The sequence below is a fragment of the Mesorhizobium abyssinicae genome (assembly GCF_049887195.1).
GTDB classification, from domain to species: domain Bacteria; phylum Pseudomonadota; class Alphaproteobacteria; order Rhizobiales; family Rhizobiaceae; genus Mesorhizobium; species Mesorhizobium abyssinicae.
In genome coordinates this window covers 82,132-107,305 of the sequence record NZ_JARAKC010000004.1, presented here as the reverse complement: position 1 = coordinate 107,305, position 25,174 = coordinate 82,132, and the positions used below count along the sequence as shown (strand labels likewise).

The 25,174-nt window shown below is 64.4% G+C and carries 25 protein-coding genes and 2 tRNA genes; 21 read left to right on the top strand and 6 right to left on the bottom strand.

The genetic code is table 11. The features are described 5' to 3' along the window. Nucleotides 1–61 precede the first annotated feature (61 nt). From PU724_RS10895 to PU724_RS10855, 9 genes are all read left to right on the top strand, one after another. The gene (locus PU724_RS10895; RefSeq protein WP_127311155.1) at nt 62–610 is read left to right on the top strand and encodes a histidine phosphatase family protein; all 549 of its coding nucleotides are present in this window, start codon (nt 62–64) and stop codon (nt 608–610) included. Nucleotides 611–839: 229 nt separating this feature from the next. After that, nucleotides 840–913: transfer RNA gene (locus tag PU724_RS10890), tRNA-OTHER, on the top strand. Nucleotides 914–915: 2 nt separating this feature from the next. Further along, nucleotides 916–991, top strand: a tRNA-Arg gene (locus PU724_RS10885). Between the two features lie 351 nt (nt 992–1,342). After that, on the top strand, nt 1,343–2,485 hold the full coding sequence (locus PU724_RS10880; RefSeq protein ID WP_354422353.1) for a slipin family protein: 1,143 nt from the start codon (nt 1,343–1,345) through the stop codon (nt 2,483–2,485). A 177-nt stretch (nt 2,486–2,662) separates the two neighbouring features. Next, nucleotides 2,663–2,944 (top strand): acyl carrier protein, encoded by a 282-nt coding sequence (locus PU724_RS10875; protein ID WP_126054139.1) that lies wholly within the window; start codon nt 2,663–2,665, stop codon nt 2,942–2,944. Between the two features lie 54 nt (nt 2,945–2,998). Beyond that, on the top strand, nt 2,999–4,189 hold the full coding sequence (locus tag PU724_RS10870; protein ID WP_354422355.1) for a beta-ketoacyl-ACP synthase: 1,191 nt from the start codon (nt 2,999–3,001) through the stop codon (nt 4,187–4,189). Between the two features lie 20 nt (nt 4,190–4,209). Continuing rightward, nucleotides 4,210–5,481, top strand: coding sequence for a beta-ketoacyl-ACP synthase (locus tag PU724_RS10865; RefSeq protein ID WP_292246511.1), 1,272 nt, complete (start codon nt 4,210–4,212; stop codon nt 5,479–5,481). A gap of 39 nt (nt 5,482–5,520) precedes the next feature. After that, complete coding sequence (locus tag PU724_RS10860) at nt 5,521–6,546, top strand: zinc-binding dehydrogenase (RefSeq protein WP_127285699.1); 1,026 nt, start codon at nt 5,521–5,523, stop codon at nt 6,544–6,546. Between the two features lie 4 nt (nt 6,547–6,550). Further along, on the top strand, nt 6,551–7,564 hold the full coding sequence (locus PU724_RS10855) for a lipid A biosynthesis lauroyl acyltransferase (protein WP_354422358.1): 1,014 nt from the start codon (nt 6,551–6,553) through the stop codon (nt 7,562–7,564). A 227-nt stretch (nt 7,565–7,791) separates the two neighbouring features. Here PU724_RS10855 and PU724_RS10850 read toward each other — a convergent pair whose 3' ends face one another. The 3 genes from PU724_RS10850 to PU724_RS10840 all read right to left on the bottom strand — a co-directional run bounded on the left by PU724_RS10850 (nt 7,792) and on the right by PU724_RS10840 (nt 10,553). Continuing rightward, complete coding sequence (locus PU724_RS10850) at nt 7,792–8,652, bottom strand: hypothetical protein (RefSeq protein ID WP_292168748.1); 861 nt, start codon at nt 8,650–8,652, stop codon at nt 7,792–7,794. Between the two features lie 465 nt (nt 8,653–9,117). Further along, nucleotides 9,118–9,963, bottom strand: a complete 846-nt coding sequence (locus tag PU724_RS10845) for a hypothetical protein (RefSeq protein ID WP_426213179.1) — start codon at nt 9,961–9,963, stop codon at nt 9,118–9,120. A 158-nt stretch (nt 9,964–10,121) separates the two neighbouring features. Continuing rightward, entirely contained in the window at nt 10,122–10,553 is a 432-nt protein-coding gene (locus tag PU724_RS10840) for a L,D-transpeptidase (RefSeq protein ID WP_127285696.1), read from the bottom strand. Between the two features lie 222 nt (nt 10,554–10,775). On the opposite strand from PU724_RS10840, the gene PU724_RS10835 reads away from it, so the two are divergent. The 5 genes from PU724_RS10835 to PU724_RS10815 all read left to right on the top strand — a co-directional run bounded on the left by PU724_RS10835 (nt 10,776) and on the right by PU724_RS10815 (nt 17,195). Beyond that, nucleotides 10,776–12,056: an acetylornithine deacetylase/succinyl-diaminopimelate desuccinylase family protein gene (locus PU724_RS10835; protein WP_354422362.1), complete on the top strand. Its 1,281-nt coding sequence runs from the start codon at nt 10,776–10,778 to the stop codon at nt 12,054–12,056. A 151-nt stretch (nt 12,057–12,207) separates the two neighbouring features. Beyond that, the gene (locus PU724_RS10830) at nt 12,208–13,689 is read left to right on the top strand and encodes an ABC transporter substrate-binding protein (protein WP_354422364.1); all 1,482 of its coding nucleotides are present in this window, start codon (nt 12,208–12,210) and stop codon (nt 13,687–13,689) included. Between the two features lie 73 nt (nt 13,690–13,762). Continuing rightward, nucleotides 13,763–14,710: an ABC transporter permease gene (locus PU724_RS10825; RefSeq protein WP_354422366.1), complete on the top strand. Its 948-nt coding sequence runs from the start codon at nt 13,763–13,765 to the stop codon at nt 14,708–14,710. Further along, the gene (locus tag PU724_RS10820) at nt 14,707–15,576 is read left to right on the top strand and encodes an ABC transporter permease (protein WP_354422368.1); all 870 of its coding nucleotides are present in this window, start codon (nt 14,707–14,709) and stop codon (nt 15,574–15,576) included. Before PU724_RS10825 ends, PU724_RS10820 begins: the two co-directional genes overlap by 4 nt. Beyond that, on the top strand, nt 15,573–17,195 hold the full coding sequence (locus PU724_RS10815; RefSeq protein WP_354422370.1) for an ABC transporter ATP-binding protein: 1,623 nt from the start codon (nt 15,573–15,575) through the stop codon (nt 17,193–17,195). Before PU724_RS10820 ends, PU724_RS10815 begins: the two co-directional genes overlap by 4 nt. Nucleotides 17,196–17,227: 32 nt before the next feature. Here PU724_RS10815 and PU724_RS10810 read toward each other — a convergent pair whose 3' ends face one another. Further along, nucleotides 17,228–17,659, bottom strand: coding sequence for a TerB family tellurite resistance protein (locus tag PU724_RS10810; protein WP_127287368.1), 432 nt, complete (start codon nt 17,657–17,659; stop codon nt 17,228–17,230). A gap of 114 nt (nt 17,660–17,773) precedes the next feature. On the opposite strand from PU724_RS10810, the gene PU724_RS10805 reads away from it, so the two are divergent. The 4 genes from PU724_RS10805 (at nt 17,774) to PU724_RS10790 (ending at nt 20,223) form a co-directional block, all read left to right on the top strand. Next, nucleotides 17,774–18,559 (top strand): TSUP family transporter, encoded by a 786-nt coding sequence (locus tag PU724_RS10805; RefSeq protein WP_354422372.1) that lies wholly within the window; start codon nt 17,774–17,776, stop codon nt 18,557–18,559. Nucleotides 18,560–18,610: 51 nt separating this feature from the next. Next, a complete protein-coding gene (locus PU724_RS10800; protein ID WP_126054125.1) occupies nt 18,611–18,781 on the top strand; it encodes a hypothetical protein in 171 nt (56 codons plus the stop codon). A gap of 103 nt (nt 18,782–18,884) precedes the next feature. Next, a complete protein-coding gene (locus PU724_RS10795; protein ID WP_354422374.1) occupies nt 18,885–19,709 on the top strand; it encodes a helix-turn-helix domain-containing protein in 825 nt (274 codons plus the stop codon). Between the two features lie 91 nt (nt 19,710–19,800). After that, nucleotides 19,801–20,223, top strand: a complete 423-nt coding sequence (locus PU724_RS10790; RefSeq protein ID WP_127391675.1) for a VOC family protein — start codon at nt 19,801–19,803, stop codon at nt 20,221–20,223. On the opposite strand, the gene PU724_RS10785 is transcribed toward PU724_RS10790, so the two are convergent. Continuing rightward, a complete protein-coding gene (locus PU724_RS10785) occupies nt 20,220–21,713 on the bottom strand; it encodes a cobyric acid synthase (protein ID WP_354422376.1) in 1,494 nt (497 codons plus the stop codon). The two genes, PU724_RS10790 and PU724_RS10785, sit on opposite strands and share 4 nt — an antisense overlap. Continuing rightward, entirely contained in the window at nt 21,713–22,327 is a 615-nt protein-coding gene (locus tag PU724_RS10780) for a dimethylsulfonioproprionate lyase family protein (RefSeq protein ID WP_354422378.1), read from the bottom strand. The genes PU724_RS10785 and PU724_RS10780 overlap by 1 nt, the downstream gene beginning before the upstream one ends. Before the next feature lie 138 nt (nt 22,328–22,465). On the opposite strand from PU724_RS10780, the gene PU724_RS10775 reads away from it, so the two are divergent. The 3 genes from PU724_RS10775 (at nt 22,466) to mmsB (ending at nt 25,009) form a co-directional block, all read left to right on the top strand. Beyond that, nucleotides 22,466–23,632, top strand: a complete 1,167-nt coding sequence (locus PU724_RS10775) for an isobutyryl-CoA dehydrogenase (protein WP_354422380.1) — start codon at nt 22,466–22,468, stop codon at nt 23,630–23,632. A gap of 42 nt (nt 23,633–23,674) precedes the next feature. Beyond that, on the top strand, nt 23,675–24,043 hold the full coding sequence (locus PU724_RS10770) for a four helix bundle protein (protein WP_292246500.1): 369 nt from the start codon (nt 23,675–23,677) through the stop codon (nt 24,041–24,043). 81 nt (nt 24,044–24,124) lie between these two features. Further along, the gene (gene mmsB, locus PU724_RS10765) at nt 24,125–25,009 is read left to right on the top strand and encodes a 3-hydroxyisobutyrate dehydrogenase (protein WP_354422382.1); all 885 of its coding nucleotides are present in this window, start codon (nt 24,125–24,127) and stop codon (nt 25,007–25,009) included. The last annotated feature ends 165 nt before the right edge of the window (nt 25,010–25,174 follow it).

Here is a 25,174-nt window from a genome sequence, read left to right as displayed (position 1 = left end):
TTTGCGGTCCCTATATGGCGCTCACCGCCGTCGCTGCCGGTGGATGCAAGAAGGATGGCTGATGGTTCGATTTCTCCTGGCGCTGATGCTGCTCCTCGCTTCTGCCACGGCGCATGCGACGGATGCCGGCTGGGCGCTGCTGCGCGACGGCGGCCATATCGTGCTTTTGCGCCATGCCATGGTCACCGGCGCTGCCGATCCAGCCAATTTCGACATCGCCAAATGCCCGACGCAGCTCAATTTGTCGGCGCGCGGCCAACAGCAAGCTAGCCGGATCGGCGCCCTGTTCGCCGCCCGCGCAGCACCCATCGAGCGCGTGCTCTCCAGCCGCTACTGCCGCTGCCTCGACACCGCCCGCATCGCCTTCGAGGCCGAGCCCGAGCCTTTCGCCCCACTCGACCTCCTGAAGACCGATCCCGCCGAGAAGGCCGCACAGCTTGAGGCGACGCTCAAGGAGATTCGCGGCTATTCCGGTTCCGACAATCTCGTGCTGGTCACCCATCTGGAGAACATCATGGCGCTGACCGGCGTCGCGCCGCGCGAAGGCGAAGCGGTGGTGGTCGAGCCACAGGGCGACGGCCTAAGGGTGCTTGGTCGCGTCACTTTCTGACGGACGCGAGCCTGATACAGGCGACGGTTGCAAATGTTGCCGAAATGCCACTACTGAAAGAAGCCGCAAATCCGCCGCGACAATGCCGCTTGCGACAACCCGTCGCAGGGTCTATAGGCGCGCTCCCGGTCACGAAAACCGAAGCGAGCACAACGGTTGGAGCTTTCGTCTCCGCCCGCGCAGGTGGCACTGCCGCCCTGTGTACGGCGCCGTTTCGGAGGTTGGGATCGCGGATGTAGCTCAGGGGGAGAGCGCCGGATTTGGATCCGGAGGTCGCAGGTTCGAATCCTGCTGTCTGCACCACGGATAGCTCAGTTGGGTAGAGCATCAGATCACGAATCTGACGGTCGAAGGTTCGAATCCTTCTCCATTGGCCTTCCAAGCCAAGCCACCCTGTCACGGTGTTATTCGGAAAATCGGTCCGGGGACTGGAATGCGAAAGAGCTGACGGACGGCCGAAGCCTTCGGGCCAAGACCGTATCGGCAGATCCGACGCCATCGGCTCGCGGCCAGGCCCGCGGTGACGATCAAGGCGCAGTGTCGCCGGCTAGGAGGCCAAGGCCTCCGGCGCCCGCTTCGCTGCCTCGCGATCCGCTCCCGACAGCCCGCTGCTTGGCGATGCCACCGGTCTCCGGATCATTCGTGCCGGGAAAAGGAAACGAGAAACGAAAAGGATGATCGACGCATGAGTTGACGCCTCGCATGGGGCCATGCCCGACAGGAGTGAAGCCAATGACCATTCTCGATAAGGTTCTCGGGCGCGAGCGCGTCCTTGTTAAGGAAAACGAACGGGCCGTCACCCTCTATAAGGGGGAGATCAAGGCTGTCCTGATGCCGGGTGAGCATTGGCTTGCCAACCGGCGCGGACGCCTTGAAGTGTCCCGGCACGACCTGAAGAACCCGGAATTCGTTTCGGCCTACGAGAAGGCGCTGTTCGACAAGCTGCCGGATGTGGCGGCGCGTCATTTCACCGTCGTTCGCACCGGGCGCACGGATGTCGCCGTCATCGAGCGTGACGGCAACCTCCATGCCGTCCTGGCGCCGGACCGCAAGCTCGTGCTGTGGACCGATGCCGGCCCGTGGAAGGTAACGCTGGTCGACACCTCGGCCGATCTTGCGATCGATCCGGCGCTGATGCGCCGGCTCGGCCAGGCCCGCAAGACGGAACTGATGTCCGTTCACCCGGTGGTCGACGGTCAGGCCGGACTGCTGTTCGTCGACGGGGCGCTGGCGCGGACGCTTGCCGCGGGCGTGCACGCCTTCTGGAACGTCGGGCGCATGGTGCAGATGAAGGTCGTCGACCTCAAGCGCCAGTCGCTCGACGTCGCCGGGCAGGAAGTGCTGACCAAGGATCGCGTGACGATCCGCGTCAACATCGCCGCCGAATACCGGGTCGTCGATCCGGTCAAGGCGGTGAGCGCGGTGAAGGACTTCTCTGAAGCCCTCTACCGCGCCCTGCAGTACGCGTTCCGCAAGACGCTTGGCGCGCTCACGCTCGACCAGATCCTTGAAAAGAAGGTGACGGTCGACGAGGAGGCGGCGGCCAAGGTCCGCGCCGACATGGCCGAGATCGGGGTCGAGGTCAGCGACATCGCGCTCAAGGATGTGATCCTGCCGGGCGAGATGCGCGAGATCCTCAACCAGGTGGTTTCGGCCGAGAAGCAGGCCGAGGCCAACGTCATCCGCCGGCGCGAGGAAACGAACGCGACGCGTTCGCTCCTCAACACGGCCAAGGTGATGGCCGAGAACCCGGTGATGCTGCGGCTGAAGGAGCTCGAGGCTCTGGAAGCCATCGCCGGCAAGGTCGAGCGGCTGACCGTCCACAACGGGACGGGCGGACTGCTGAACGACCTGGTCAAGCTCCGTGAAAACTGAGCTGACGTGACGTCAAATGGGAAGGGCCGCCGGTAGTCCGGCGGCCCTTCTTGCGTTTCGAAAGCCAGCATCCCATCTGGAGCGGGCTTATCAGCCCTTTTCCTGCCCGGAAAAACCGATTAGACAGCGCCCAAACAAGATGCGGACAGATTCCGCCCGCAACCGAAGGAAGAGCCCTTGTCCACCACGTTCGACAAAGTCGCCAAGATCATTGCCGACACCAGCGAGATCGATATCGAAACGATCACGCCCGAAAGCCACACCATCGACGATCTCGGCATCGACAGCCTCGATTTCCTCGACATCGTCTTTGCCATCGACAAGGAATTCGGCATCAAGGTGCCGCTGGAGAAGTGGACGCAGGAGGTCAACGACGGCAAGGCCTCGACCGACGACTATTTCGTCATGAAGAACCTGTGCGCCAAGATCGACGCGCTGGTCGCGGCCAAGAACGCCTGAGGCGGTTCGGGCGTGAACTTGACGCGCCCGGCCACGTGACCCACAAAGCCGCCCATGAGCAGCCCCCACGACGTCGTCATCACCGGTATCGGCCTTGTCTCCTCGCTGGGAGAGGGTCCGGATGCGCACTGGCAGAAGCTCGCCCAGCCCGGCCTTGAGCCGGTGCTCGATGCCGCGCGCTTTGCGCCCTATACCATCCACCCGCTGCCGGAGATCGACTGGAACCTGCAGATCGCCAAGCGCGGCGACCAGCGGCAGATGGAGACCTGGCAGCGGCTCGGCACCTATGCGGCGGGTCTGGCGCTGGACGATGCCGGCATCAAGGGCAATGACGAGCTCTGCGCGACGATGGACATGGTGGTGGCGGCCGGCGGCGGCGAGCGCGACGAGGCGGTCGATGCCGCCATCCTCGCCGCATCCGAAAGCCGCAACGACCGCGACGTGCTGCTCAACGAGAAGCTGACCACTGAACTGCGCCCGACGCTGTTCCTCGCCCAGCTCTCCAATCTGCTCGCTGGCAACATTTCGATCGTCCACAAGGTCACCGGGTCGTCCCGCACCTTCATGGGTGAGGAAGGCGCTGGCGTCGCCGCCGTCGAGACGGCTGCCGCGCGCATCCGCTCGGGACAGTCGACGCATGTGCTGGTCGGCGGCGCCTTCCAGACCGAGCATTCCGACATGCTGCTTGGCTACGAGTTGGCCGGCTACCTGCATCGTGGCGCCTGGAAGCCTGTCTGGCAAAGGCAGGGCGGCGAAGGCGGCGGCGTGGTGACCGGATCCGGCGGCGCCTTCCTGGTGCTGGAGCAGCGCGAGCACGCGACGAGCCGCGGGCGCAAGATCTACGCCGAGCTCGGCCCCATCGTGTCCGGCCGCGCCAAGCGGCGGAACGGCGGGCTCGATGCCGAGATCGCGACCTTGCTCGATCAGACGGCGCTGCCGAATGGCGAATTGCTGGCGATCTCCGGCGCCTCCGGCGCCCACACCGCCACAGCGGCCGAAAGAGCCGCGTTCGCCGCCCACCCGGCGATCGCGGCGCGTGCCTTTTCGACGCTGACCGGCCATATGAAGGAGGCGCAGTTCCCCTTCGCCGTGGCGCTCGCGGCGCTCGCCGTCGAGCGCAAGGCCGCCTATCCCGCTTTCGATGCCACGACCGAGAAGCCGTTCGCCGGCATTCCCACGACCGTGCTTGCAACGGCGATCGGCTATCACCAATTCGAGGGCATGGGGCTGATCAAGGCGGCCTGAGTGACCACCAGGGACAAAACATGGCCAATCTGAACGACCACATGGGCAGGCCGATCGTCGCCGTCACCGGCATCGGCGTGGTGACGTCGCTGGGCGTCGGCAAGGCCGACAATTGGGCGGCGCTCACCTCCGGCAAGTCCGGCATCCACCCGATCACCCGCTTTCCGGTCGATCATCTGAACACCCGCATCTCCGGCATGGTCGACTTCCTGCCGTCGAGTTCCAAGGGCGCCAGCCCCCTCACCTACGAGCTGGCCGAGACCGCGGCGCAGGAGGCGGTGGCGGAAGCCGGCCTCGACAGCGGCGATTTCGCCGGACCGCTTTTCCTTGCCTCGCCGCCGGTCGAACTCGACTGGGCCGACCGTTTCTCGCTCTACAATTCCGATAAGCAGGATGCCGGCGCCGAGAGGCTGCTGCGCGTGGCGCGCGCGCTGAAGGAACTCGACATCTTCGAGACCACCCAGTTCGGTTCGATCGCCGACCGGCTGGCCGACCGTTTCGGAACGCGCGGCCTGCCGATCACGCTGTCGACCGCCTGCGCTTCCGGCGCCACCGCCATCCAGCTCGGCGTCGAGGCGATCCGCCGCGGCGAATGCGACAAGGCGCTGTCGATCGGCGCCGACGGCTCGGCAACCGCCGAGGCGCTGATCCGCTTCTCGCTGCTTTCGGCGCTCTCCACTCACAACGACATCCCGGAAAAGGCGTCGAAGCCTTTTTCCAAGGATCGCGACGGCTTTGTGCTCGCCGAGGGATCCGGCGCGCTGGTGCTGGAATCGCTGGAGGCGGCCCTTGCCCGTGGCGCCCCTATCCTCGGCATCATGCGCGGCTGCGGCGAAAAGGCCGACGATTTCCACCGCACCCGCTCCAAGCCCGATGGTTCGCCGGCGATCGCTGCGGTGCGCGCCGCCCTTGCCGATGCCGGCCTGAGTGAGGACGAGATCGACTACGTCAACGCGCATGGCACCTCGACGCCTGAAAACGACAAGATGGAGCATCTGTCGTTGTCGACCGTATTCGGCGAGCGGATCGGCTCGATGCCGATCTCGTCCAACAAGTCGATGATCGGCCACACGCTGTCGGCAGCCGGCGCGGTCGAGGCCGCTTTCTCGCTGATGACCATGCGCGAAAGCGTCATTCCGCCGACCATCAACTACGACAATCCCGACCCGGCGATCGTGCTCGACGTGGTGCCCAACAAGAAGCGCAACGCCGAGGTCGGCACTGTACTGTCGAACTCCTTCGGCTTCGGAGGCCAGAACACCTGCCTTGTCATGGCGAGGGAACCGGTCTAAGCGGACGTTTTCCCCCCTTTTGACGAACTGACAGGCCCAATGCGCGCATTGCAACTTATCGAGGACCGCCGTCTTGAAACGGTGGACCTGCCGCCTCCCCCGCCGCCTTCGCTCGGCGAAGTGACGCTTCGCATCAAGGCGGTGGCGCTGAACCATATCGACGTCTGGGGCTGGCGCGGCATGGCCTTCGCCAAGCGCAAGCTGCCGCTTGTCGTCGGCGCGGAGGCCTCGGGCGAGGTCGACGCCGTCGGACCTGGCGTCTCCAGCCTTCTGCCGGGGCAGTTGGTCTCGATCTATGGCGCGCGCACCTGTGGCCTTTGCCGGGCCTGCCGCGAAGGCCGCGACAATCTCTGCGAGCACGTCTCCGGCGTTCATGGCTTCCACCTCGACGGCTTCGCGCAAGAGAAGATCAACCTGCCGGCCCGCCTGCTGGTCCCCGCCCCGCCCGGCGTCAGCGAGATCGGCGCGGCGGTCGCGCCCGTTACCTTCGGCACGGTCGAACACATGCTGTTCGACAATGCAAAGCTCGAGCCCGGCGAGACCATCCTCGTCCATGCCGGCGGTTCCGGCATCGGCACCGCCGCGATCCAGCTGGCGAAGAAGATGGGCTGCACCGTCATCACCACCGTCGGCTCCAACGACAAGATCGACAAGGCCAAGGCGCTCGGCGCCGATCATGTCATCAACTACCGCGAGGACCGTTTCGAAGGCGTCGTGCGCAAGCTGACGAAGAAGAAGGGCGTCGACGTCGTGTTCGAGCATGTCGGCGCCGACACCTTCGCCGGCTCGATGCTGTGCCTCAAGCGCGGTGGCCGCCTTGTCACCTGCGGCTCGACCTCCGGCGTGTCGACGCAGGTCAATCTTATGCAGCTCTTCCAGCAGCAGCTGAAGCTGCTCGGCTCCTTCGGCTGCCGCATGGAGAACATGGCCGATGCCATGCAGAAGATGGCGGCCGGCCTCGTCGCTCCCGTCATCGACACCGAAGTCGGCTTCGACGACATCGACGCGGCGCTGAAGCGCATGGAAGGCCGCGACGTGTTCGGCAAGATCATCCTGCGCGTCTAGGGCAATGGTCGGCAAGGTGCTCAAGAAAGCCCGCCGGGACTTCATGTTCCGCTACGGCCGACGGTTGCGCCAGATGGAGCACTGGCTGGTGGCGCGCCTGGCCATGGCGATGATCTCGCTGCTGCGGCTCCTGCCGCCGGACAAGGCGCTCAACTTCGCCGACCGCGTCGCCCGTCGCATTGGCCCGCTGGTCGGACGTCACCGCGTTGCGGTCAACAATCTGCGCCTTGCCTATCCCGAAAAGAGCGACGCCGACATCGAGGCCATCGCGCTCGACATGTGGGGCAACATGGCCCGGCTGGCGGCCGAGTACATCTTCCTCGACGCCCTCTTCGACTATGATCCGAAAGCGACAAAGCCCGGCCGGGTCGACGTCCGTGGCGTCGAGCATTTCGTCGAGATCGCCGGCGAGAAGAAGCCGCATATCCTGTTCACCGGCCATCTCGGCAATTTCGAATTGCTGCCGGTGGCCGCCGCCACCTTCGGCATGAACATCACCGCGCTGTTTCGCCCGCCCAACAATCCCTATCTCGCCGACTACATCCACTCGACGCGCCTCTCGACCATGGGGGACTTGCTGCCCTCCTCGACCGGCGCGTCCTTCGCGCTTGCCGCCATCCTGGAGAACGGCGGCAATATCGGCGTGCTCGTTGACCAGAAATTCTCCAGCGGACTGGAGACGACCTTTTTCGGCCGTCCGTGCCAGAGCAATCCGGTGCTGGGCATGCTCGCCCGCCACTACGACTGCGACGTCTATCCCGCCCGCTGCGTCCGGCTGCCGGGCAACCGGTTCCGCCTGGACATCGAGGACAAGCTGACCTTGCCGCGCACCGAAAGCGGTAGCGTCGACGTCCACGCCACCACCCAGCTTCTCGCCGACGTCGTCGAGCGCTGGGTGCGCGAGGATCCCGGCCAGTGGATGTGGTTCCACAAGCGTTGGGAGATGAGCGGCCGCCGGCGCAAGCGGCGTGGGCAGGCCGAGGAGCGGCCGGCTGACCCGGTGCCCGGCCCGAATTGACCATTGACGCCGCACCAAGCAAAAGCCGCGAAGAGACCCTTCGCGGCTTCGTTGTTTGTTCATCGGTTGCGCTTGTGGGAAATTCTGACTGAAGGACCGGGCGCCGAAGCCTTTTCCATTCCGCTCGGTGCATCTGCCATCGCGTGCGCAGATTGGACGCGGCAAAGAAAAACCGCGAAGATTGCTCTTCGCGGTCTTCGCCATAAATCTCTTGTTTCCCGCCGATACTACAGTAACGAAGGCAGGATGAGGTTCGGCCGGCCGGTATCCATCGTAGCGCCGTTGCGATCCTCATCAAGCAATGTGTCCGAACCGAAGCTCGCCCGCACGCCAATCACATATTTGTGGATGTTCTCGGTTACGTCGAACGCAGATATGGACGCGCGTTCGAACTGATAGCGGCCGAACACCGAAAACGCCGTTCCGGAAAACCGGTACGTAGCCTGCAGCGCGCCGGTGAAGGTGTTGGTGTCGAAGGGGCCCACAGATGTCGTCGAATAGCCCAGTTCACCATCGAAGCGGAGATTGTCCTGGGCGAAATAGCGCACCACCCCGCGACCGCCCCAGGTGTCGATATGCTCGGACGAGCCACTGGCCCGCAACTGGCCATAGTAAACCTGGCCGTACACGGTCACATTACCCATGTAGACTTGGCCTTCCGGTCCAACCGAGAAACTGTAGAGATCGTCGTCGAACCCGTCGCCGCCATAGCCGGTGACGGAGGCGAACGCGCCAAGCGCAAAGGCGCTGGGATCGCGCCAGTAGCCGTGAACCGCGCCGCCATAGCCGTAAATGTTGGTGCCCTCGGCCCACAGCGAATCGACGAACGCGTCTGTCTGGACGTTCCAGCGGGAATCGATCGGGAAATTGACCCGGCCCGTGCCGCCTGCGGTCGTGCCATCCGCGTGCTCGCCAGCGGCCGTCACATACAGCCCGCCGAGATAGGCCTCGACGTAGCCCGAAACATGCGGCTGGGCGAGTTCCTGATCCATAACGATCGGAGCGACGGCATCGGCGGCAAAAGCCGACGTGGCCGTTGCGGCAAGTGCCGCACCAAGGAGAAGTCGATACATCGTGAAGCCCCTCAAATGTCTGACTTATCCGGCATTTACCATCGCTGCCCGTTCACGCAAGCGTGAACAGGCTCAAACCCGGGCGTACAAGCCGGGTTCTGAAGCCCTGCGACATTACTGCAACGCTTTGGCCTTAAGCTGCCCAAATACTGTGCAGTGTCCATGAGCACTTGCAGTATTCATAAGCACTGGCAGGAGCCGGATTGTCTTTTCTCCAACACTCCATCTGATCCGTGACGGCGACGCGCGTATTGCCTTACCGGCTTGCGCGAATACCGCATCAGCGCCGCCCATTGCGGACGGTAACTTCCGCGCGGCGTGCAGCAGCTTTGCGGGCGTTGGACACGCGCCAGCGATTTGGTTCGACAGGCGTTGGCAGATGAGCGGCCGTCGGCGCAAGCGGCGGCTCCGATTGCCCTGCTTCGATGCGCAACAAAAAAGCCGCGAGGAGTACTCCTCGCGGCTCTGGATTAAGGTCCCTCAGAGCGGAGCAGGGACAGTGAAGTTCGGCCGGAATGTATCCATGGTGGCGCCGTTGCGATCTTCGGAGAGCAACGTGTCCGAACCGAAGCTTGCCCGCAGGCCGATCAGATATTTGTGGATGTTCACGCTGCCCGAAGCTTCCGAGAAGCTCAGGTGATCCAGCTGATAGCGGCCAAACACTGACCAAGGGGTCCCCGAGAACCGATAGTTCGCCTGCAATGCCGCCGAGACGGTATCGAAATGGCCGCCAAAACCGGACAGCCGCGAGAAGCCGAGTTCGCCGTCGAAGCGCAGATCGTCCTGCGCGAAATACCGCACGACGCCGCGGCCGCCCCAATTGTCGAAGTGTTCGGATTCGCCGCTGGCCCGCAGCTGTCCGTAATAGACCTGCCCGTAGACCGTCACGTTGCCGAAATAAGCCTGTGCCTCGGGACCGACGGTGAAAGTGTAGATGCCTGCGTCACCGAGGCCCTCGTCGCCGCCATATCCGTTGATCGTGGCAAAGGCGCCCAGGGCATACGAGCTCGGATCGCGCCAGTAACCATGGATGGCGCCGCCGTAGCTGTAGATGTTCGTACCTTCAACCCACAGCGAATCGATCACCGCGTCGGTCTGGATGTTCCAGCGGGCGTCGATCGGAAAATTGACCCGGGCGGCGCCGCCGGCGGTCGTGCCGTCTGCATCGTCCCCTGGGGTCGCGAAGTAGAGACCGCCGAGATATACCTCGCCGTAGCCTGAAACATGCGGCTGGGCGAGTTCCTGGTCCAGGACGACGGGCGCGTCGGCAGCGAAGGCGGAAGTAGCGGTTACGGCAATCGCCGCGCTCAAAACAAGTCGATACATTGTAGTCCCCAAGCATCAAAAAGTAACGTTGCGATACCTACCACCGCCGAAGATTCACGCAATCGACGTCGGCACCGGAAACCATGCGTCGACGCGAGTTCCGGTTGCAGTGCGGCATTGCTGCAACGCTTTTGGCGCCGAAAGCCAATCGCGCGAGGTCAGTCGGTGACGACGATGCGCGTGTTGCCGTAGCCCGCTTCGCGCACCATCGAATAGAAGGTCGCGGCGTTGGCGGTGTGCAGGCGCACGCAGCCATGCGAGGCCGGACGCCCGAGATACTTCACCGCGCCAGTGCCGTGGATGGCGTAGCCGCCACGGAAGAACACTGAGTATGGCATCGGCGACATCTCGTATTTGCGCGAATACCACATCCGGGCCGTCCACTGCGGGCGGTAGCTGCCGCGCGGCGTGAAGTAACCTTTGCGGGCGGTGGACACGCTCCAGCGGTACAGCACCTGGCCGTATTTGCTGACGGTCATCGTTTGTGAGGATACGTCGATATTGGCCACCAGTGCGGCAGCCTTGCCTGCGACCGAGGTGCCGAACAGCGCGGTCGCCAGTATCGTTGCCATGAGAACAGTCTTTTTCATGCGATCAAACCCCTTTGATTGCCCCTTGCATGCCTGCCATCACGCGATTTTTCAGCATTTTAACGGCAGGTGAATGAAGTAACACACACTCGTTGATGAATTCGCCAATCCAAAGCAGCGAATTTGAACGATTTTCCCGCCATAGTTGCCGCCGCGACACGTAGTTTCAAAGACTTCGCCGTCGCGCTTGCCAGTCGCCCGCTTCACTGCTCAACTTCAGGAATGACCGAACGACTCCTTAAGGCCGTCGACGCGCGGATCGACGACCTCGTTGCGCTGACCGCGGACCTGATCCGCTTCCCGACCGTCAATCCGCCAGGCGAGGCCTATCGCCCCTGCGCCGAATATGTCGGCGAGCGCCTGAGGAAGCGCGGCTTCGAAACCGAGTTCATCCGCGCCGAAGGCACCCCCGGCGACACCGACCGCTACCCGCGCGTCAACGTCGTTGCCCGCTTCGACGGCAGATCGGCCGGCGCCTGCGTGCATTTCAACTCGCATATCGACGTCGTCGAGGCCGGCGAAGGCTGGACCGTCGATCCGTTCGCCGGGCTGGTGAAGGACGGCAGGGTCTACGGCCGTGGCGCCTGCGACATGAAGGGCGGGCTGGCGGCCTCGATCATCGCCGCCGAGGCATTCATGGAGGTGTTCCCGGACTTCCCGGGCGCCATCGAGATCTCGGGTACGGTCGACGAGGAGTCCGGCGGCTTCGGCGGGGTCGCCCATCTTGCCAGGCTCGGCTATTTCTCGAAGCCGAAAGTCGACCACGTCATCATTCCGGAACCGCTGAACAAGGATCGCATCTGCCTTGGCCATCGCGGCGTCTGGTGGGCGGAGATCGAGACCAAGGGCGAGATCGCGCATGGCTCGATGCCGTTCCTCGGCGACAATGCGGTGCGCCACATGGGCGCCGTGCTGCAGGCCTTCGAGGATGAATTGTTCCCGGCGCTTGACCGCAAGGTGACGCGCATGCCGGTGGTGCCTGAAGGCGCCAAGCGCTCGACCATGAACATCAATTCCATCCATGGCGGCCAGACCGAGGATTTTCGTCCCGGCCTGCCCTCCCCCAACGTGCCCGATTCCTGCCGGCTGACCATCGACCGGCGCTTCCTGCTCGAGGAGGACCTCGCCACGGTGAAGAGCGAGGTGACAGATATCCTGGAGCGGCTGAAGCGCGAGCGGAAGAAGTTCGACTACGAGATCCGCGATCTGATGGAAGTGCTGCCGCTGATGACCGAGCGCGACGCTCCGGTGGTGAAAGCTGTGGCGCAAGGCATCATGGCGATATTCGACCGCGAGCCCGACTATGTGATTTCGCCCGGTACCTACGACCAGAAGCACGTCGCCCGTATCGGCCACATCTATGACTGCATCGCCTATGGGCCGGGCATTCTCGACCTCGCCCACCGGCCCGACGAATGGGTCGGTATCGCCGACATGGTGGAATCGGCCAAGGTGATGGCGATCGGCCTCAACGTGCTGTTGCGGGGCACCATCGCCGACTGATCCCTACGAAAACAGGCAAGTGGAGGTCGGCCAGTCCGCCTGTTTCGGGAAAAACATTCCGCCTGGCGCTGTCCGACAGCACGAAACGCAATTTACTCGACCTCGAAATCACGCTTCTATCCACCCGGTTTGAGAAGATGGGAGTTGCCCGATGAAATTGTGGAAGACCGTTCTCGCCGCCGCCGCCGCTCTGGCGCTCGCCACCGCCACCTCGGCTTTTGCCGCGCGTACCGATCTCGTCATCGGCATTCCGCTCGAACCCCCGCATCTCGACCCGACCGCGGGTGCTGCCGCGGCGATCGACGAAGTGCTCTACGCCAACGTGTTCGAAGGCCTGACCCGCATCGGCCCGAACGGCGAGGTGCTGCCCGACCTCGCCGAAAGCTGGAGCATTTCCGACGACGGCAAGGTCTATACGTTCAAGCTTCATACCGGCGTAAAATTCCATGACGGCGCCGACTTCAGCGCCGACGACGTCAAGTTCTCGCTTGACCGCGCCCGCGCCGACAATTCGGTCAACGCGCAGAAGGGCCTGTTCGCGGCGATCGACAAGGTCGATGTCGTCGATCCGGCCACCGTCAAGGTGACGCTGAAGAACCCGCAGGGCTCCTTCCTCTACAATATGGGCTGGGGCGACGCGGTGATCGTGTCGCCGAAATCGGCCGACACCAACAAGGAGAAGCCGATCGGCACCGGCCCGTTCAAATTCCAGGACTGGGTCAAGGGCTCGTCGATCACGCTGGTGAAATCTGACGCATACTGGGGCGCGCCGGTCTCTCTCGACAAGGCCGAGTTCCGCATCGTCCCCGATGCCGCCGCCGCCGTTCCGGCCCTGCTTTCCGGCGACATCCAGGCCTTCCCTTTCTTCGATCCCGACAGCGTCGCCCAGGTCAAGGACGATCCGCGCTTCCATGTCGTGATCGGCTCGACCGAGGGCGAGACCATCCTGTCGATCAACAACAAGAAGCCGCCCTTCGACAAGGTCGAGGTCAGGCAGGCGATCTCCTACGCGCTCGATCGCAAGGCGATCATCGATGGCGCCTCGGCGGGGCTCGGCCAGCCGATCGGCTCGCACATGTCGCCCGCCAACAAGGACTATGTCGACCTCACCGGCCGTTATCCGCATGATGTCGCCAAGGCCAAGGAACTGCTCAAGCAAGCCGGGCTCGAGAACGGCTTCAAGGCGACGCTGAAGCTGCCGCCGCCTTCCTATGCGCGGCTCGGCGGCGAGATCATCGCCTCGGAGTTGCGCGACGTCGGCATCGATCTCGAGATCGTGCCGGTGGAATGGGCGCAGTGGCTGGACCAGGTGTTCACCAAGAAGGACTACGACCTCACCATCGTCTCCCACACCGAGCCCAACGACATCGATATCTATTCGCGCAAGGACTATTACTTCAACTACGACAACCCGGCCTTCGACAAGGTCATCGCCGATCTGAACCTCACCTCCGACGAGGCCAAGCGCAAGGAGTTGCTCGGTGAGGCGCAGAAGATCCTCGCCGACGACGCCGTGGTCGGCTTCCTCTACGAACTGCCGAAGGTCGGCGTTTGGGACGCCAAGCTGCAAGGCCTGTGGGAGAACGCGCCGATTCAGGCCAATGATCTGACCAAGGTGAAGTGGTCGGATTGACCTCGAGAGAAATGCAGAGCCCCGGTGGCGAAAGCCGCTTCCGGGGCCTTTGCTTTTCCGGCAGGTTGTGCCGATGAGTGCCTACCTCCTGAAGCGTCTGATCATCGCCGCCGCCACGCTTGTGCTGGCCTCCATGGTGGTGTTCGCGGTGCTCGAGGTCATCCCCGGCGACCCCGCGCGGCTGATGCTGGGCATGAACGCGAGCGCCGAGCAGGTCGAGGTGCTGCGCAATCAGATGGGGCTCAACGCGCCGCTGGCCTTGCGTTACCTGCATTGGGCGGGCGGGCTGCTGAGCCTCGATTTCGGCCGCTCCTACACCTATTCGGTGCCGGTCATCGATCTCGTGCGCGAACGCGTCGTCGTCTCGCTGCCGCTGGCGCTGATCGCGCTGGCGCTGTCCACGGCCATCGCCATTCCGGTCGGCCTGTTTTCCGCCAGCCGGCGCGGTCACGCCGGCGATGCGATCGCCATGGGCGCCGCCCAGCTCGGCGTCGCCGTGCCGAACTTCTGGTTCGCGCTGATGCTGATCTATCTTTTTGCCGTCTGGCTGCGTCTCGTGCCGGCCGGCGGCTTCCCCGGCTGGGGCGCCGGCGCCTGGCCGGCGCTGAAATCGCTGCTTTTGCCGGCGGTCGCCCTTGCCTTGCCGCAAGCCGCGATCCTGGCACGCGTCGCCCGCTCGGCGCTGATCGAGGTTCTGAACGAGGACTATATCCGCACCGCCCGCGCCAAGGGCATGCCCTACCGCGCCGTGCTTTGGCGGCACGCGCTGCGCAACGCCATGATCCCGGTGCTCACCATCCTCGGGCTGCAATTCGCTTTCCTGCTCGCCGGCACCATCATCATCGAGAACGTCTTCTACCTGCCCGGCCTCGGAAGGCTGGTGTTCCAGGCGATCACCCAACGCGACCTCATCGTCGTCGAAAGCGTCGTCATGTTGCTGGTCGCCGCCGTCATCGCCGTCAACCTCCTCGTCGACATCTCCTACGCGGTCGTCGATCCGCGCCTGAGAAGCCGGCAATGACGCTGCATGTCGACATCCCCGAGGAGACCCTGGCCGGCATTCTGGCCAAGGCATTCCGCAACCGATCCTTCCTTGTCGGTTTCGTCATCACCGCGCTGGTGGCGGCGGTGGCGGTCCTCTCCTACGCCTGGACGCCATACGACGTCACCCGGCTGGTGATCTCGGACAAGACGCTGGCGCCTTCATGGGCGCACTGGTTCGGCACCGACCATTTCGGCCGCGACATCCTGTCGATGATCATGGTCGGCGCCCGCAACTCGATCGCCGTGGCGCTGGTCGCGGTCGGCATCGGCATGGGCGTCGGCGTTCCGCTCGGCGCCTTCGCGGCAGCGCGCGGCGGCCTCGCCGACGAAGCGCTGATGCGACTGAACGACCTCGTCTTCGCCTTCCCCGCCCTGCTTTCGGCGATCATGATCACCGCCATCTTCGGGCCGGGCGCCATCAACGCCATCATCGCCATCGGCATCTTCAACATTCCGGTGTTCGCGCGCGTCGCCCGTGCCGGCGCGCTGGCCATCTGGCCGCGCGAGTTCATTCTCGCCGCCCGCGCCGCCGGCAAGGGCCCGACGCTGATCACCATCGAGCACGTCCTGCCCAACATCGCGACTCTCCTGCTCGTCCAGGGCACAATCCAGTTCGCACTGGGCATCCTTGCCGAAGCGGGCCTCTCCTATGTCGGCCTCGGCGCGCAGCCGCCGATGCCGAGCTGGGGCCGCATGCTGTTCGACGCGCAGACGCGCATGGTGGTGGCGCCGTGGATGGCGATCTTTCCGGGCATGGCGATCGTCGTCACCGTGCTCGGCCTCAACCTGCTCGGCGACGGCATCGCCGACATCCTCGACCCGAAATCGCGGCGGCAGCGATGAGCCTGCTCGAGATCGAGAACCTGTCGCTGTCGATCGGCGACACGCCGACCCTGAAGGGCGTCGAGCTTGCGGTGGCGCCCGGCGAGGTGATGGGGCTGGTCGGCGAATCCGGCTCCGGCAAGTCGATGACGGCACTCACCGTGATGCGGCTCATGCCCTTGGCGGCACGCGCCAGCGGACGCGTCATTTTCGACGGCATCGACATCCTCGCGGCGAGCGAGGACCAGATGTGTGCGTTGCGCGGCGACGACATCGGCATGGTGTTCCAGGAGCCGATGACGGCGCTGAACCCGGTCAAGACCATCGGCGAGCAGGTCGCCGAAGGCATCCGCTGGCACACCAAGGCGAGCCGCGCCGAGGCCGAGGAGCGGGCGCGCAAAATACTCGACCGCGTCGGCCTGCTTTCGGCGAAATTCCCGCTGTCGCGCTATCCGCACGAACTGTCCGGCGGCCAACGCCAGCGCGTCGTCATTGCGATCGCCTGCGCGCTGAAACCCAAGCTCCTGATCGCCGACGAGCCGACCACGGCGCTCGACGTGGTGCTGCAGGCGCAGATCCTCGATTTGCTGCGCGATCTCGTGGCGGAAAACCGCATGGGTTTGCTTCTGATCTCGCACGACCTCGCGGTGGTGACCGAGATGGCCGACAAGATCACCATCATGCGCCATGGCGAGGTGATGGAAGCCGGCGACACCGCACGCACGCTGTCTGCGCAACTCCATCCCTATACGCGTCAGCTGGCGCAGGCCTCCATGCATGTGCCGGCCCGCCCTCGCCCCCACACCGCCGGCTCGGCCAGGCCCTTGCTGCAGGTCGAAGGCGTGACGCGCGACTATCCGGGACGACGCAGCTCGATGTTCCGGCGTGCCGCTCCCATCCGCGCCGTAGACGACGTCTCGCTGTCGATAGAGCCCGGCCAGTCGGTGGCGCTGGTCGGTCGCTCCGGTTGCGGCAAGTCCACGCTTGCCCGCATGATCCTGGCGCTCGACAAATCGACCTCGGGAACGATCCGTTTCCGCGACGAGACCATCACCGGCAGGAGCGAGGCGGAGCTGAGGCCGGCGCGGCGCGACATGCAGGTCGTGTTCCAGGACCCCTACGGCTCCTTCGATCCGCGCCAGAAGGTCGAGAAGGTGGTCGCCGAGCCGCTGCACGTGCTGGACAAGAAACCGGCCAATGCCGAGCGGCGCGAGCTGGTGGCGCATGCGCTGCACGAGGTGGGCCTCGGGCCGCGCGACATGGACAAATATCCGCATGAATTCTCGGGCGGCCAGCGCCAGCGCCTGTCGATCGCGCGCGCCATCATCACCCGCCCCAAGCTGGTCGTCGCCGACGAGCCGGTCTCGGCGCTCGACGTCTCGATCCGCGCCCAGATCCTCGACCTGTTCGCCGAGCTCAACCAGAAGCTCGGCATCGCCTATCTGTTCATCACCCACGACCTGACCGTCGCCCGCGCCATCACGGACGAGGTGCTGGTCATGCATGAAGGCAGGATCGTCGAGCGCGGCAAGACCGGCGCGGTACTCGATCATCCGCAATCCGAGGCGGCCAGGGCGCTGGTGAGAGCGGCGCCCGATCTGCACCGGGCGATCGCACGGAGACTACAGGAACAAGGGTAAGCAGCGAGCCTGCCGGCCGCTATCGAAACCGGCTATTCCTGCGGCTTCACAACATCGACCGGGCTGATGTCGAGCAGGTCGAGCGTGCGGCGCAGCAGCCTGACCTCGTTTTCGGCAAGCTTCGAATCGGCCTTGGCGATTTCGGCCATATGTTGGGCGAGCAGCTTGCGCCGCTCGACGTCGAGGTCGCGGAACAGCGCGATGGCCTGCGAGCCGTTGGTCTCGTAGCCGAAGTCGTTGAGATATTCGATGACGCTGTCGATGCTCGTCTCGGGAATGCCGAACGCCTCCTTGCAGATGCGCCGGAAGGCGACCATCTCGCTCTCCGAGACGGACCCGTCGGCCAGGATCATGCGGAACAGCATCAACAGTTCCGCCGACAGGACCGGATCGTCTGCGACCTTGCGCACGCCGGGATCGCCGTCGAAGATCGAGCGTATCTGATCGAGCAGTGCCATCGCCATCGGCCTCCCTTTTGCGATTCCGTCGCAGATAGTTAGCGCGGAATCGGCCTTGCGCAAACGGGGTTGCCGTGGTCGAAGCGCGCATATCTTCCCGCCGCAAGACCCATAGCCCCGATGATCGATCTTAGCATACAGACTGTTGCCGTGTTGGCCTTCGCCGCTTTCGCCGCCGGCTTCGTCGATTCCATCGCGGGCGGCGGCGGCCTGATCACCATTCCGGCGCTGCTGCTGGCGGGCTTCTCGCCGACCGCCGCGCTAGGCACCAACAAGCTGCAAGGCATGTTCGGCTCCGGGTCGGCCACCATCCACTATGCGGCGAACGGCCATGTCGAGCTGCGCCGGCAGTTGCCGTCCGCCTTGCTGGCGTTAATCGGCAGCGCCGTCGGCGCCTTGCTGGCTACAATCGTGCCCGGTGATTTCCTGCGCGCCTTGCTGCCACTGCTTTTGATCGCCATCGCGCTCTATTTCGCGCTCAAGCCCAACATGAACGATGTCGACCGCGCCGAGCGCCTGTCGCCCTTCCTGTTCGGACTGATCGTTCCACCTCTTGTCGGCTTCTATGACGGCCTTTTCGGACCTGGTGCAGGCTCCTTCTACATGTTGGCCTTCGTCAGCCTTGCCGGCTACGGCGTACTCAAGGCGACGGCGCACACCAAGCTGCTCAACTTCGCCTCCAACATTGGCGGTTTCGCCATCTTCGCCGCCGTCGGCGTCGTTTACTGGAAGATCGCCCTGATGATGGGCGTCGCCCAGTTCTTAGGTGCCCGCCTCGGCGCCAGCCTCGCCATCCGCATCGGCGCCCGGCTGATCAAGCCGCTGCTGGTTGTCGTCTGCGTGGCGCTGGCGGTGAAGCTTCTCGCCGACCCGGCGAACCCGCTGCGCCAGCTGATTGGTGTGTGACGGCCCGGCTGATACAATGCCGGCGTACGAATCATGTTGGAGGAGCCACACATGAATCTCAGTGCGCCTACTCAGCTTATTTTCATTATCTCCCTTGTCATCGCCATCATCGGCGTTCTCGCCGCTCTTGGCGTTCTTGCGTTCATTCCTCTTGCCGCAGTGTGGATTGTTCTCATCGGCTACATCGTGCTTGCCGCCGGCTGCATGATGCGCGGCGCTTAAGTCAGGCACATTCAGATCTCAGGTAACCGAAGCGCCCGGCCACAAGCCGGGCGCTTTTGATTTCGGAATGTGGTCTGCTAGATTTGGCGGGCGAGGATTGCCGATGTCGATCGAGACAGAGCGCCGTCATGAACAGGACCATTCTTTAGCCGCGAGGTTCGAGATGGTGCGGCGAGCGGCTGACGCTTCGCTTGCCGGCGCAGTCACCGACCTTTGCGGCTATCGCGAGATGCTGCCCCTCCGCTCCCGCAATGTCGAATATGCTTCGCTGACCGTGCCGCTGGTCATCAGCTTCGCCGAGCCCTTCGCCATCGGGCTTGGGCGCGACCCCGGCGACAACGATCGCTTCGCCAGCTTTGCCGCCGGCCTCTTTGCCGGGCCGGTGGTGATCCAATCCTTCGGCGGCGCCTGCTGCGTCCAGATCAACTTCACCCCGCTCGGCGCCCGCCGCTTCTTCGGCCTGCCGATGAGCGAGTTGACCGACCGCATGGTCGGGCTCGACGACGTGCTTGGCCTCGAAGGCATCGCGCTGCGCGAAAGGCTCGGCGAGGCACGGGATTGGAGCTCGCGTTTCGCGATTGCCGAGAGCTTCGTCGCAGCAAGGCTGGCGGAGGCGAAGCGGATGTCAGCCGAGATCGCCTGGGCCTACCGGCAAGTCATTGGCTCTGGCGGACGCACGCGGGTCTCCGTGCTTGCCGATGAGCTCGGCTGGAGCCGCAAGCATCTCGCGGCGAAATTTTCCGACGCGATCGGCATCGGGCCGAAAACGCTGTCGCGCATCGTGCGCTTCAACCGGGCGCTCTCGCTGTCCAAGCATCAGCTCGACGACTGGGCGGGGATCGCCGCCGATTGCGGCTATGCTGACCAGGCGCATCTGGTGCGCGAATTCCGCGATCTCGCCGGCGAGACGCCAACCGCGCTCGCATAGTCTCTTTCTCCACCGAGGTAACATTTCTTCAAGACGCCGCGGCGGCCTTCGCCGAGACTGGATACCGTCAACCGACACCAGGGAGATTGCCATGTCGACCGCGAACGAAGCACCTCGTCTCTACCCCGCTCTGCGCTACAGGAATGCCGCCGGAATGATCGACTGGCTGTGCGACGCCTTCGGCTTCACCGTGCGCGCCCGCTATGGAGAGGGCGACGTCGTGCATCACGCCGAGCTCGTCTTCGGCGCCTCGATGATCATGCTCGGCACCGCGCGTGACGACGACTACGGCAAGATGGTCGGCGAGCCGGGCGCCGGCGGCGGCAAGTCGATCTATGTCGCGGTGGAAGACGCCGATGCCGCCTACGCCAGGGCAAGAAAGGCCGGCGCCACGATCCTGCAGGAACTGACCGATCGCGACTATGGCAGCCGCGAGTTCATCTGCCGCGACCCGGAAGGCAATGTCTGGTCGTTTGGCACCTACTGGCCGAAGGCAGGAGACGCCGCCAGCTAACGGGCCAGGCCAAAAATCGCGTCGCAGTCGAGACGGGTTTCCAGTTCGGCCGCGACCTCGTCCAGCGCCCGCTCGACATCGGCGCGATAGTCGATACCGCCGCCTTTGACGCCGAGGCTTTCCAGGAACCTTGCCCGGAAGGCGTCTGCGGAAAACAGCCCGTGCAGATAGGTGCCGACCACCTTGCCGTCGGCGGAGATCGCGCCGTCATCGATGCCGTTGATGACGGCGGACGGCCGCGCCAAGTCCGGTCCGATGGTGCGGCCGAGATGGATCTCGTAGCCTTCCAGCGGCAGATCGAACTGCACCGAGCGGGCGCTGACATTGCGGACCGTCTTCTCCGGCTCCATGACCGTTTCGATGTCGAGCAGGCCGAGCCCTTCCGCCTCGGTCACGCTGCCCTCGATGCCGGCGGGATCGCTGACCTTGCCGCCGAGCATCTGGAAGCCGCCGCAGATGCCGACGACATGGCCGCCCCGCCTGCGATGGGCGAGGAGATCGCGGTCCCAGCCATTCTCCCGGAACTTCATGAGATCGCCGATCGTCGACTTCGAGCCGGGAATGACCACCAATCCCGCATCCGCGGGCAGCGGCTTGCCTGGCGGCACGAACACCACCTCGACCTGCGGTTCGGCCTTCAATGGATCGAGATCGTCGAAATTGGCGATGCGCGAAAGCATCGGCACCGCGACCTTCAGCGCCCGCTTCTCGCCGGATGCCAGCCGTTCCAGCACCACCGAATCCTCGGAAGGCAGCCTCGCCGCCGCCTTCAGCCACGGCACCACACCGAAGCAAGGCCAGCCGGTGAACTTTCCGATCGCCTTGATGCCGTCGTCGAACAGCGAGACTTCGCCGCGGAACTTGTTGATGAGGTAGCCGACGATCATGCGCCGGTCCTCCTCCGGCAGGATGAGATGGGTGCCGGCGACCGAAGCGATGACGCCGCCGCGATCGATGTCGCCGACCAGCACCACCGGCACATTGGCCCGCGTCGCAAAGCCCATATTGGCGATGTCGCGGCTCCTGAGATTGATCTCGGCCGGCGAGCCGGCGCCTTCGACGATGACGAGATCGGCGCCCTCGCCGACCTTCGCCCAGGACTCCAGCACGGCATCCATGAGCCGGCCTTTCATCGCCTGGTAGTCGCGCGCCCTGGCCTCGCCGAACACCTTGCCCTGCACCACCACCTGCGAGCCGACATCGCTTTGCGGCTTGAGCAGCACCGGGTTCATGTGAACGGTCGGCGCCACGCCGCAGGCGATCGCCTGCAGCCATTGCGCGCGGCCGATCTCGCCGCCGCCGGCCTTGTCGTCGCCGGGAATGTCGTCGCCGGGAATGTCGGCGACGGCGGCATTGTTCGACATGTTCTGCGGCTTGAACGGCCGCACCTTCAGCCCGCGCATCTTCGCCGCGCGGCAGAGCCCCGCCACCAGCACGCTCTTGCCGACATCGGAGCCAGTGCCTTGCAGCATGATCGCTTTGGCAGCCATCAGCCCCTGCCCTGCGCCACGGTGCCCGGGATTGTCGACTTCTGCGCCAGCGGCCCGCCACGCCAGATGTAGAGCGCCAGCAGCGGCTCCTTGCCCGTGCGCATGGCATGGCTGACATTCGAAGGGTGATGGATCACCTCGCCCGCCTCGCGAACATGGAAACCGCTTTCGCCCTTGTGCCACTCCGTACCGCCGGTCAGCGGAATGTAGATCTCCTCGGCAATGTGATGGTGGTCGGGATAGACGATCCCAGGCCCGAGGATCAGCAGGCCGGCCGCGACCTCGTCATTGACGAAATGGCCGCGCGTGCCGAAAACCTCCAGCCAGCCGTAATTGTCCAGGAAAGCCCGGCCGAAATCCGAGACGCTGTAGGTCTGGCCCCAGCGCAGATCGCCGCGATGTTCCGCCACGAATCGCGTGAGGGGCCGGATGTCCGATGGCGAAAGTTCGGCGATGCGGTCGAGATGGCGCAGGCAGGCGAGCGGATGCGGCTCCAGCGGTCGCACCGGCATGTCCCAATCGATGCGGGCGACGGCGTCGCTGACCAGAGCGCTGTCCAAGGTCCTGAGGTAGGCGTGGAACCGGTCGAGCAGTTCATAGAAGACTGTCGTCACGCCATGCTCCGTTGGTCGATCTATGCACAGCCGCTCCGCGGCCGGGCGGGTTGCGCGGCGGCATCATTGGTCTAGATTGAATGGCGCGCAAAGCCAAAAACGACAGGCCAGAAGGCCTAAAACGACAGGGAGCACGCCATGGACGCCGCGGTCGATGCGAGCACCAGCCAATTCGAACTCACCGAGGAGCAGCGCGCCATCCAGGAGATGGCCGAGGCCTTCGCCGCCGACCGCGTCGCGCCGAACGCGCTCGACTGGGACCGTGCGAAACATTTCCCGGCCGATGTGATTCGTGAAACCGGGCCGCTCGGCCTCGGCGGCATCTATGTCCGCGACGACGTAGGCGGCTCGGCGCTGGGCCGGCTGGATGCCGTGCTGATCTTCGAGGCGCTTGCCCGCGCCGATCCGGCATTTTCCTCCTTCATCTCGATCCACAACATGGCGGCGTCGATGATCGACCGCTTCGGCAGCGAGGAGCAGCGCCAGCGCTTCCTGCCCAGGCTGACCTCGATGGAATGGCTGGCGAGCTACTGCCTGACCGAGCCCGGGTCCGGCTCTGACGCCGCGGCGCTGAAGACGCGCGCGGTGAAAGACGGCGGCGACTATGTGTTGAACGGCGCCAAGCAGTTCATCTCCGGCGCTGGCGACAGCGACCTCTATGTTGTCATGGCGCGTACCGGCGCCGACGGACCGAAAGGCATCTCCACCTTCGTCGTGCCCAGGGATGCGCCCGGCCTCTCCTTCGGCGCCAAAGAGCACAAGATGGGCTGGCACATGCAGTCCACCCGCCAGGTCATCTTCGAGGATTGCAAGGTGCCGGCCGAGAACCTGCTGGCCACGGAAGGCGCCGGCTTCGGTATCGCCATGGCCGGCCTCGACGGCGGCCGGCTGAACATCGCCGCCTGCTCGCTCGGCGGCGCGCAATCGGCCCTCGACAAGGCTTTGTCCTATACAGGCGAGCGCAAGGCCTTCGGCTCGAAGATCAACCAGTTCCAGGCGCTGCAGTTCAGGCTGGCAGACATGGAGACCGAGCTGCAGGCGGCGCGCATCTTCCTCTACGCCGCCGCTTCGAAGCTCGATCGCAAGGCGCCGGACGCCGGCAAATGGTCGGCGATGGCCAAGCGCTTCGTCACCGATGTCGGCTTCGATGTCGCCAACGAGGCGCTGCAGCTGCATGGCGGCTATGGCTATCTGCACGATTACGGTGTCGAGAAGCTGGTGCGCGACCTGCGCGTCCACCAGATCCTCGAAGGCACCAACGAGATCATGCGCGTCATCATCGCACGCGCGCTGATCGGCCGGTAGGCAGTAGGCAGTAGGCAGTAGGCAGTAGGCAGTAGGCGAAGGATGACCGGCAAGATCAATTCGTACAAGGATCTTATCGTGTGGCAGCAGGCCATGGATCTGGCCGTCGCTACCTACTCCTTGACCAAGGCATGGCCAAAGGAGGAATTGTACGGGCTGACCAGCCAAATCCGCCGCTCAGCCACATCTATCCCTGCAAACATCGCGGAAGGTTACGGCCGCGATAACACGGGTTCCTATCAGCAGTTTCTCAGGATAGCCCAAGGCTCTCTAAAGGAGCTCGAGACACACCTCCAGATCGCTGAACGCATCGGCTTGGCCACTCGTGATGAGGTTCGTCATATGCTCTCAGCCACAGAAGCCATCGGAAAGATGCTTCGCCAGCTTATTATCAAGCTGGCGCCTGAATAGATCCCCTACTGCCTACTGCCTACTGCCTACTGCCTACTGCCTACTGCCTACTGCCTACTGCCAAACCCTGGGAGCACCGCTATGACAACCATCGCCTTCATCGGATTGGGCAATATGGGCAATCCGATGGCCGCCAACCTGGTCAAGGCCGGGCATTCTGTGCACGGCTTCGACCTGGTGCCGGAGAACCTCACAGTCGCCAAGGAGCATGGCGTGGTCATCATGGGCAACGCCGTAGCGGCGGTGAAGGACGCCGATGTCGTCATAACCATGCTGCCGGCCGGCAAGCATGTGCTGTCGGTCTATGAGGACATCGCGCCCAAGGCCAAGAAAGGCGCGCTGTTCATCGATTCCTCGACCATCGACGTCGAATCGGCCCGCAAGGCCCATGCCGTCGCCAGCAAACACGGCCTGCTGTCGATCGACGCTCCGGTCTCGGGCGGCACTGGCGGCGCCACCGCCGGCACGCTGACCTTCATGGCCGGCGGCTCGAAGGACGCCTTCGCCAAGGCCGAGCCTATCCTAACGCCGATGGCCGGCCGCATCGTCCATTGCGGCGACGACGGCGCCGGACAGGCGGCCAAGATATGCAACAACATGATTCTCGGCATCTCGATGATCGGCGTCGCCGAAGCCTTCGTGCTGGCGGAAAAGCTCGGCCTGTCGCATCAGGCGCTGTTCGACGTCGCCTCGACCTCCTCGGGCCAATGCTGGTCGCTGACCACCTACTGTCCGGTGCCCGGTCCGGTGCCGGCCTCGCCGGCCAACCGCGACTACAAGCCCGGCTTTGCCGCAGCCCTCATGCTGAAGGACCTGAAGCTGTCGCAGGAGGCGGCGCAAAGTGCCGGCGCGGTGACGCCGCTCGGTGCCGAGGCGACGCAGCTCTACGCGCTGTTCAACGCGCAAGGCAATGCCGGGGTCGATTTCTCCGGCATTATTAATTTCCTCCGCGGCCAACTCGCATAAACCGCTGCTTTCAAAGGCTTATTAGAAGATTATTTGGCCGAAAACCGGCAAATTTAGATTTGCTTAAGGTCTCGATAACCGGCCGGTAACGATGTGCCTATAAAACGGACTGCGAGGCGGACATATCGCATCCGCCCGGCGCTCCGGATCAGGTCTCGCGTACCG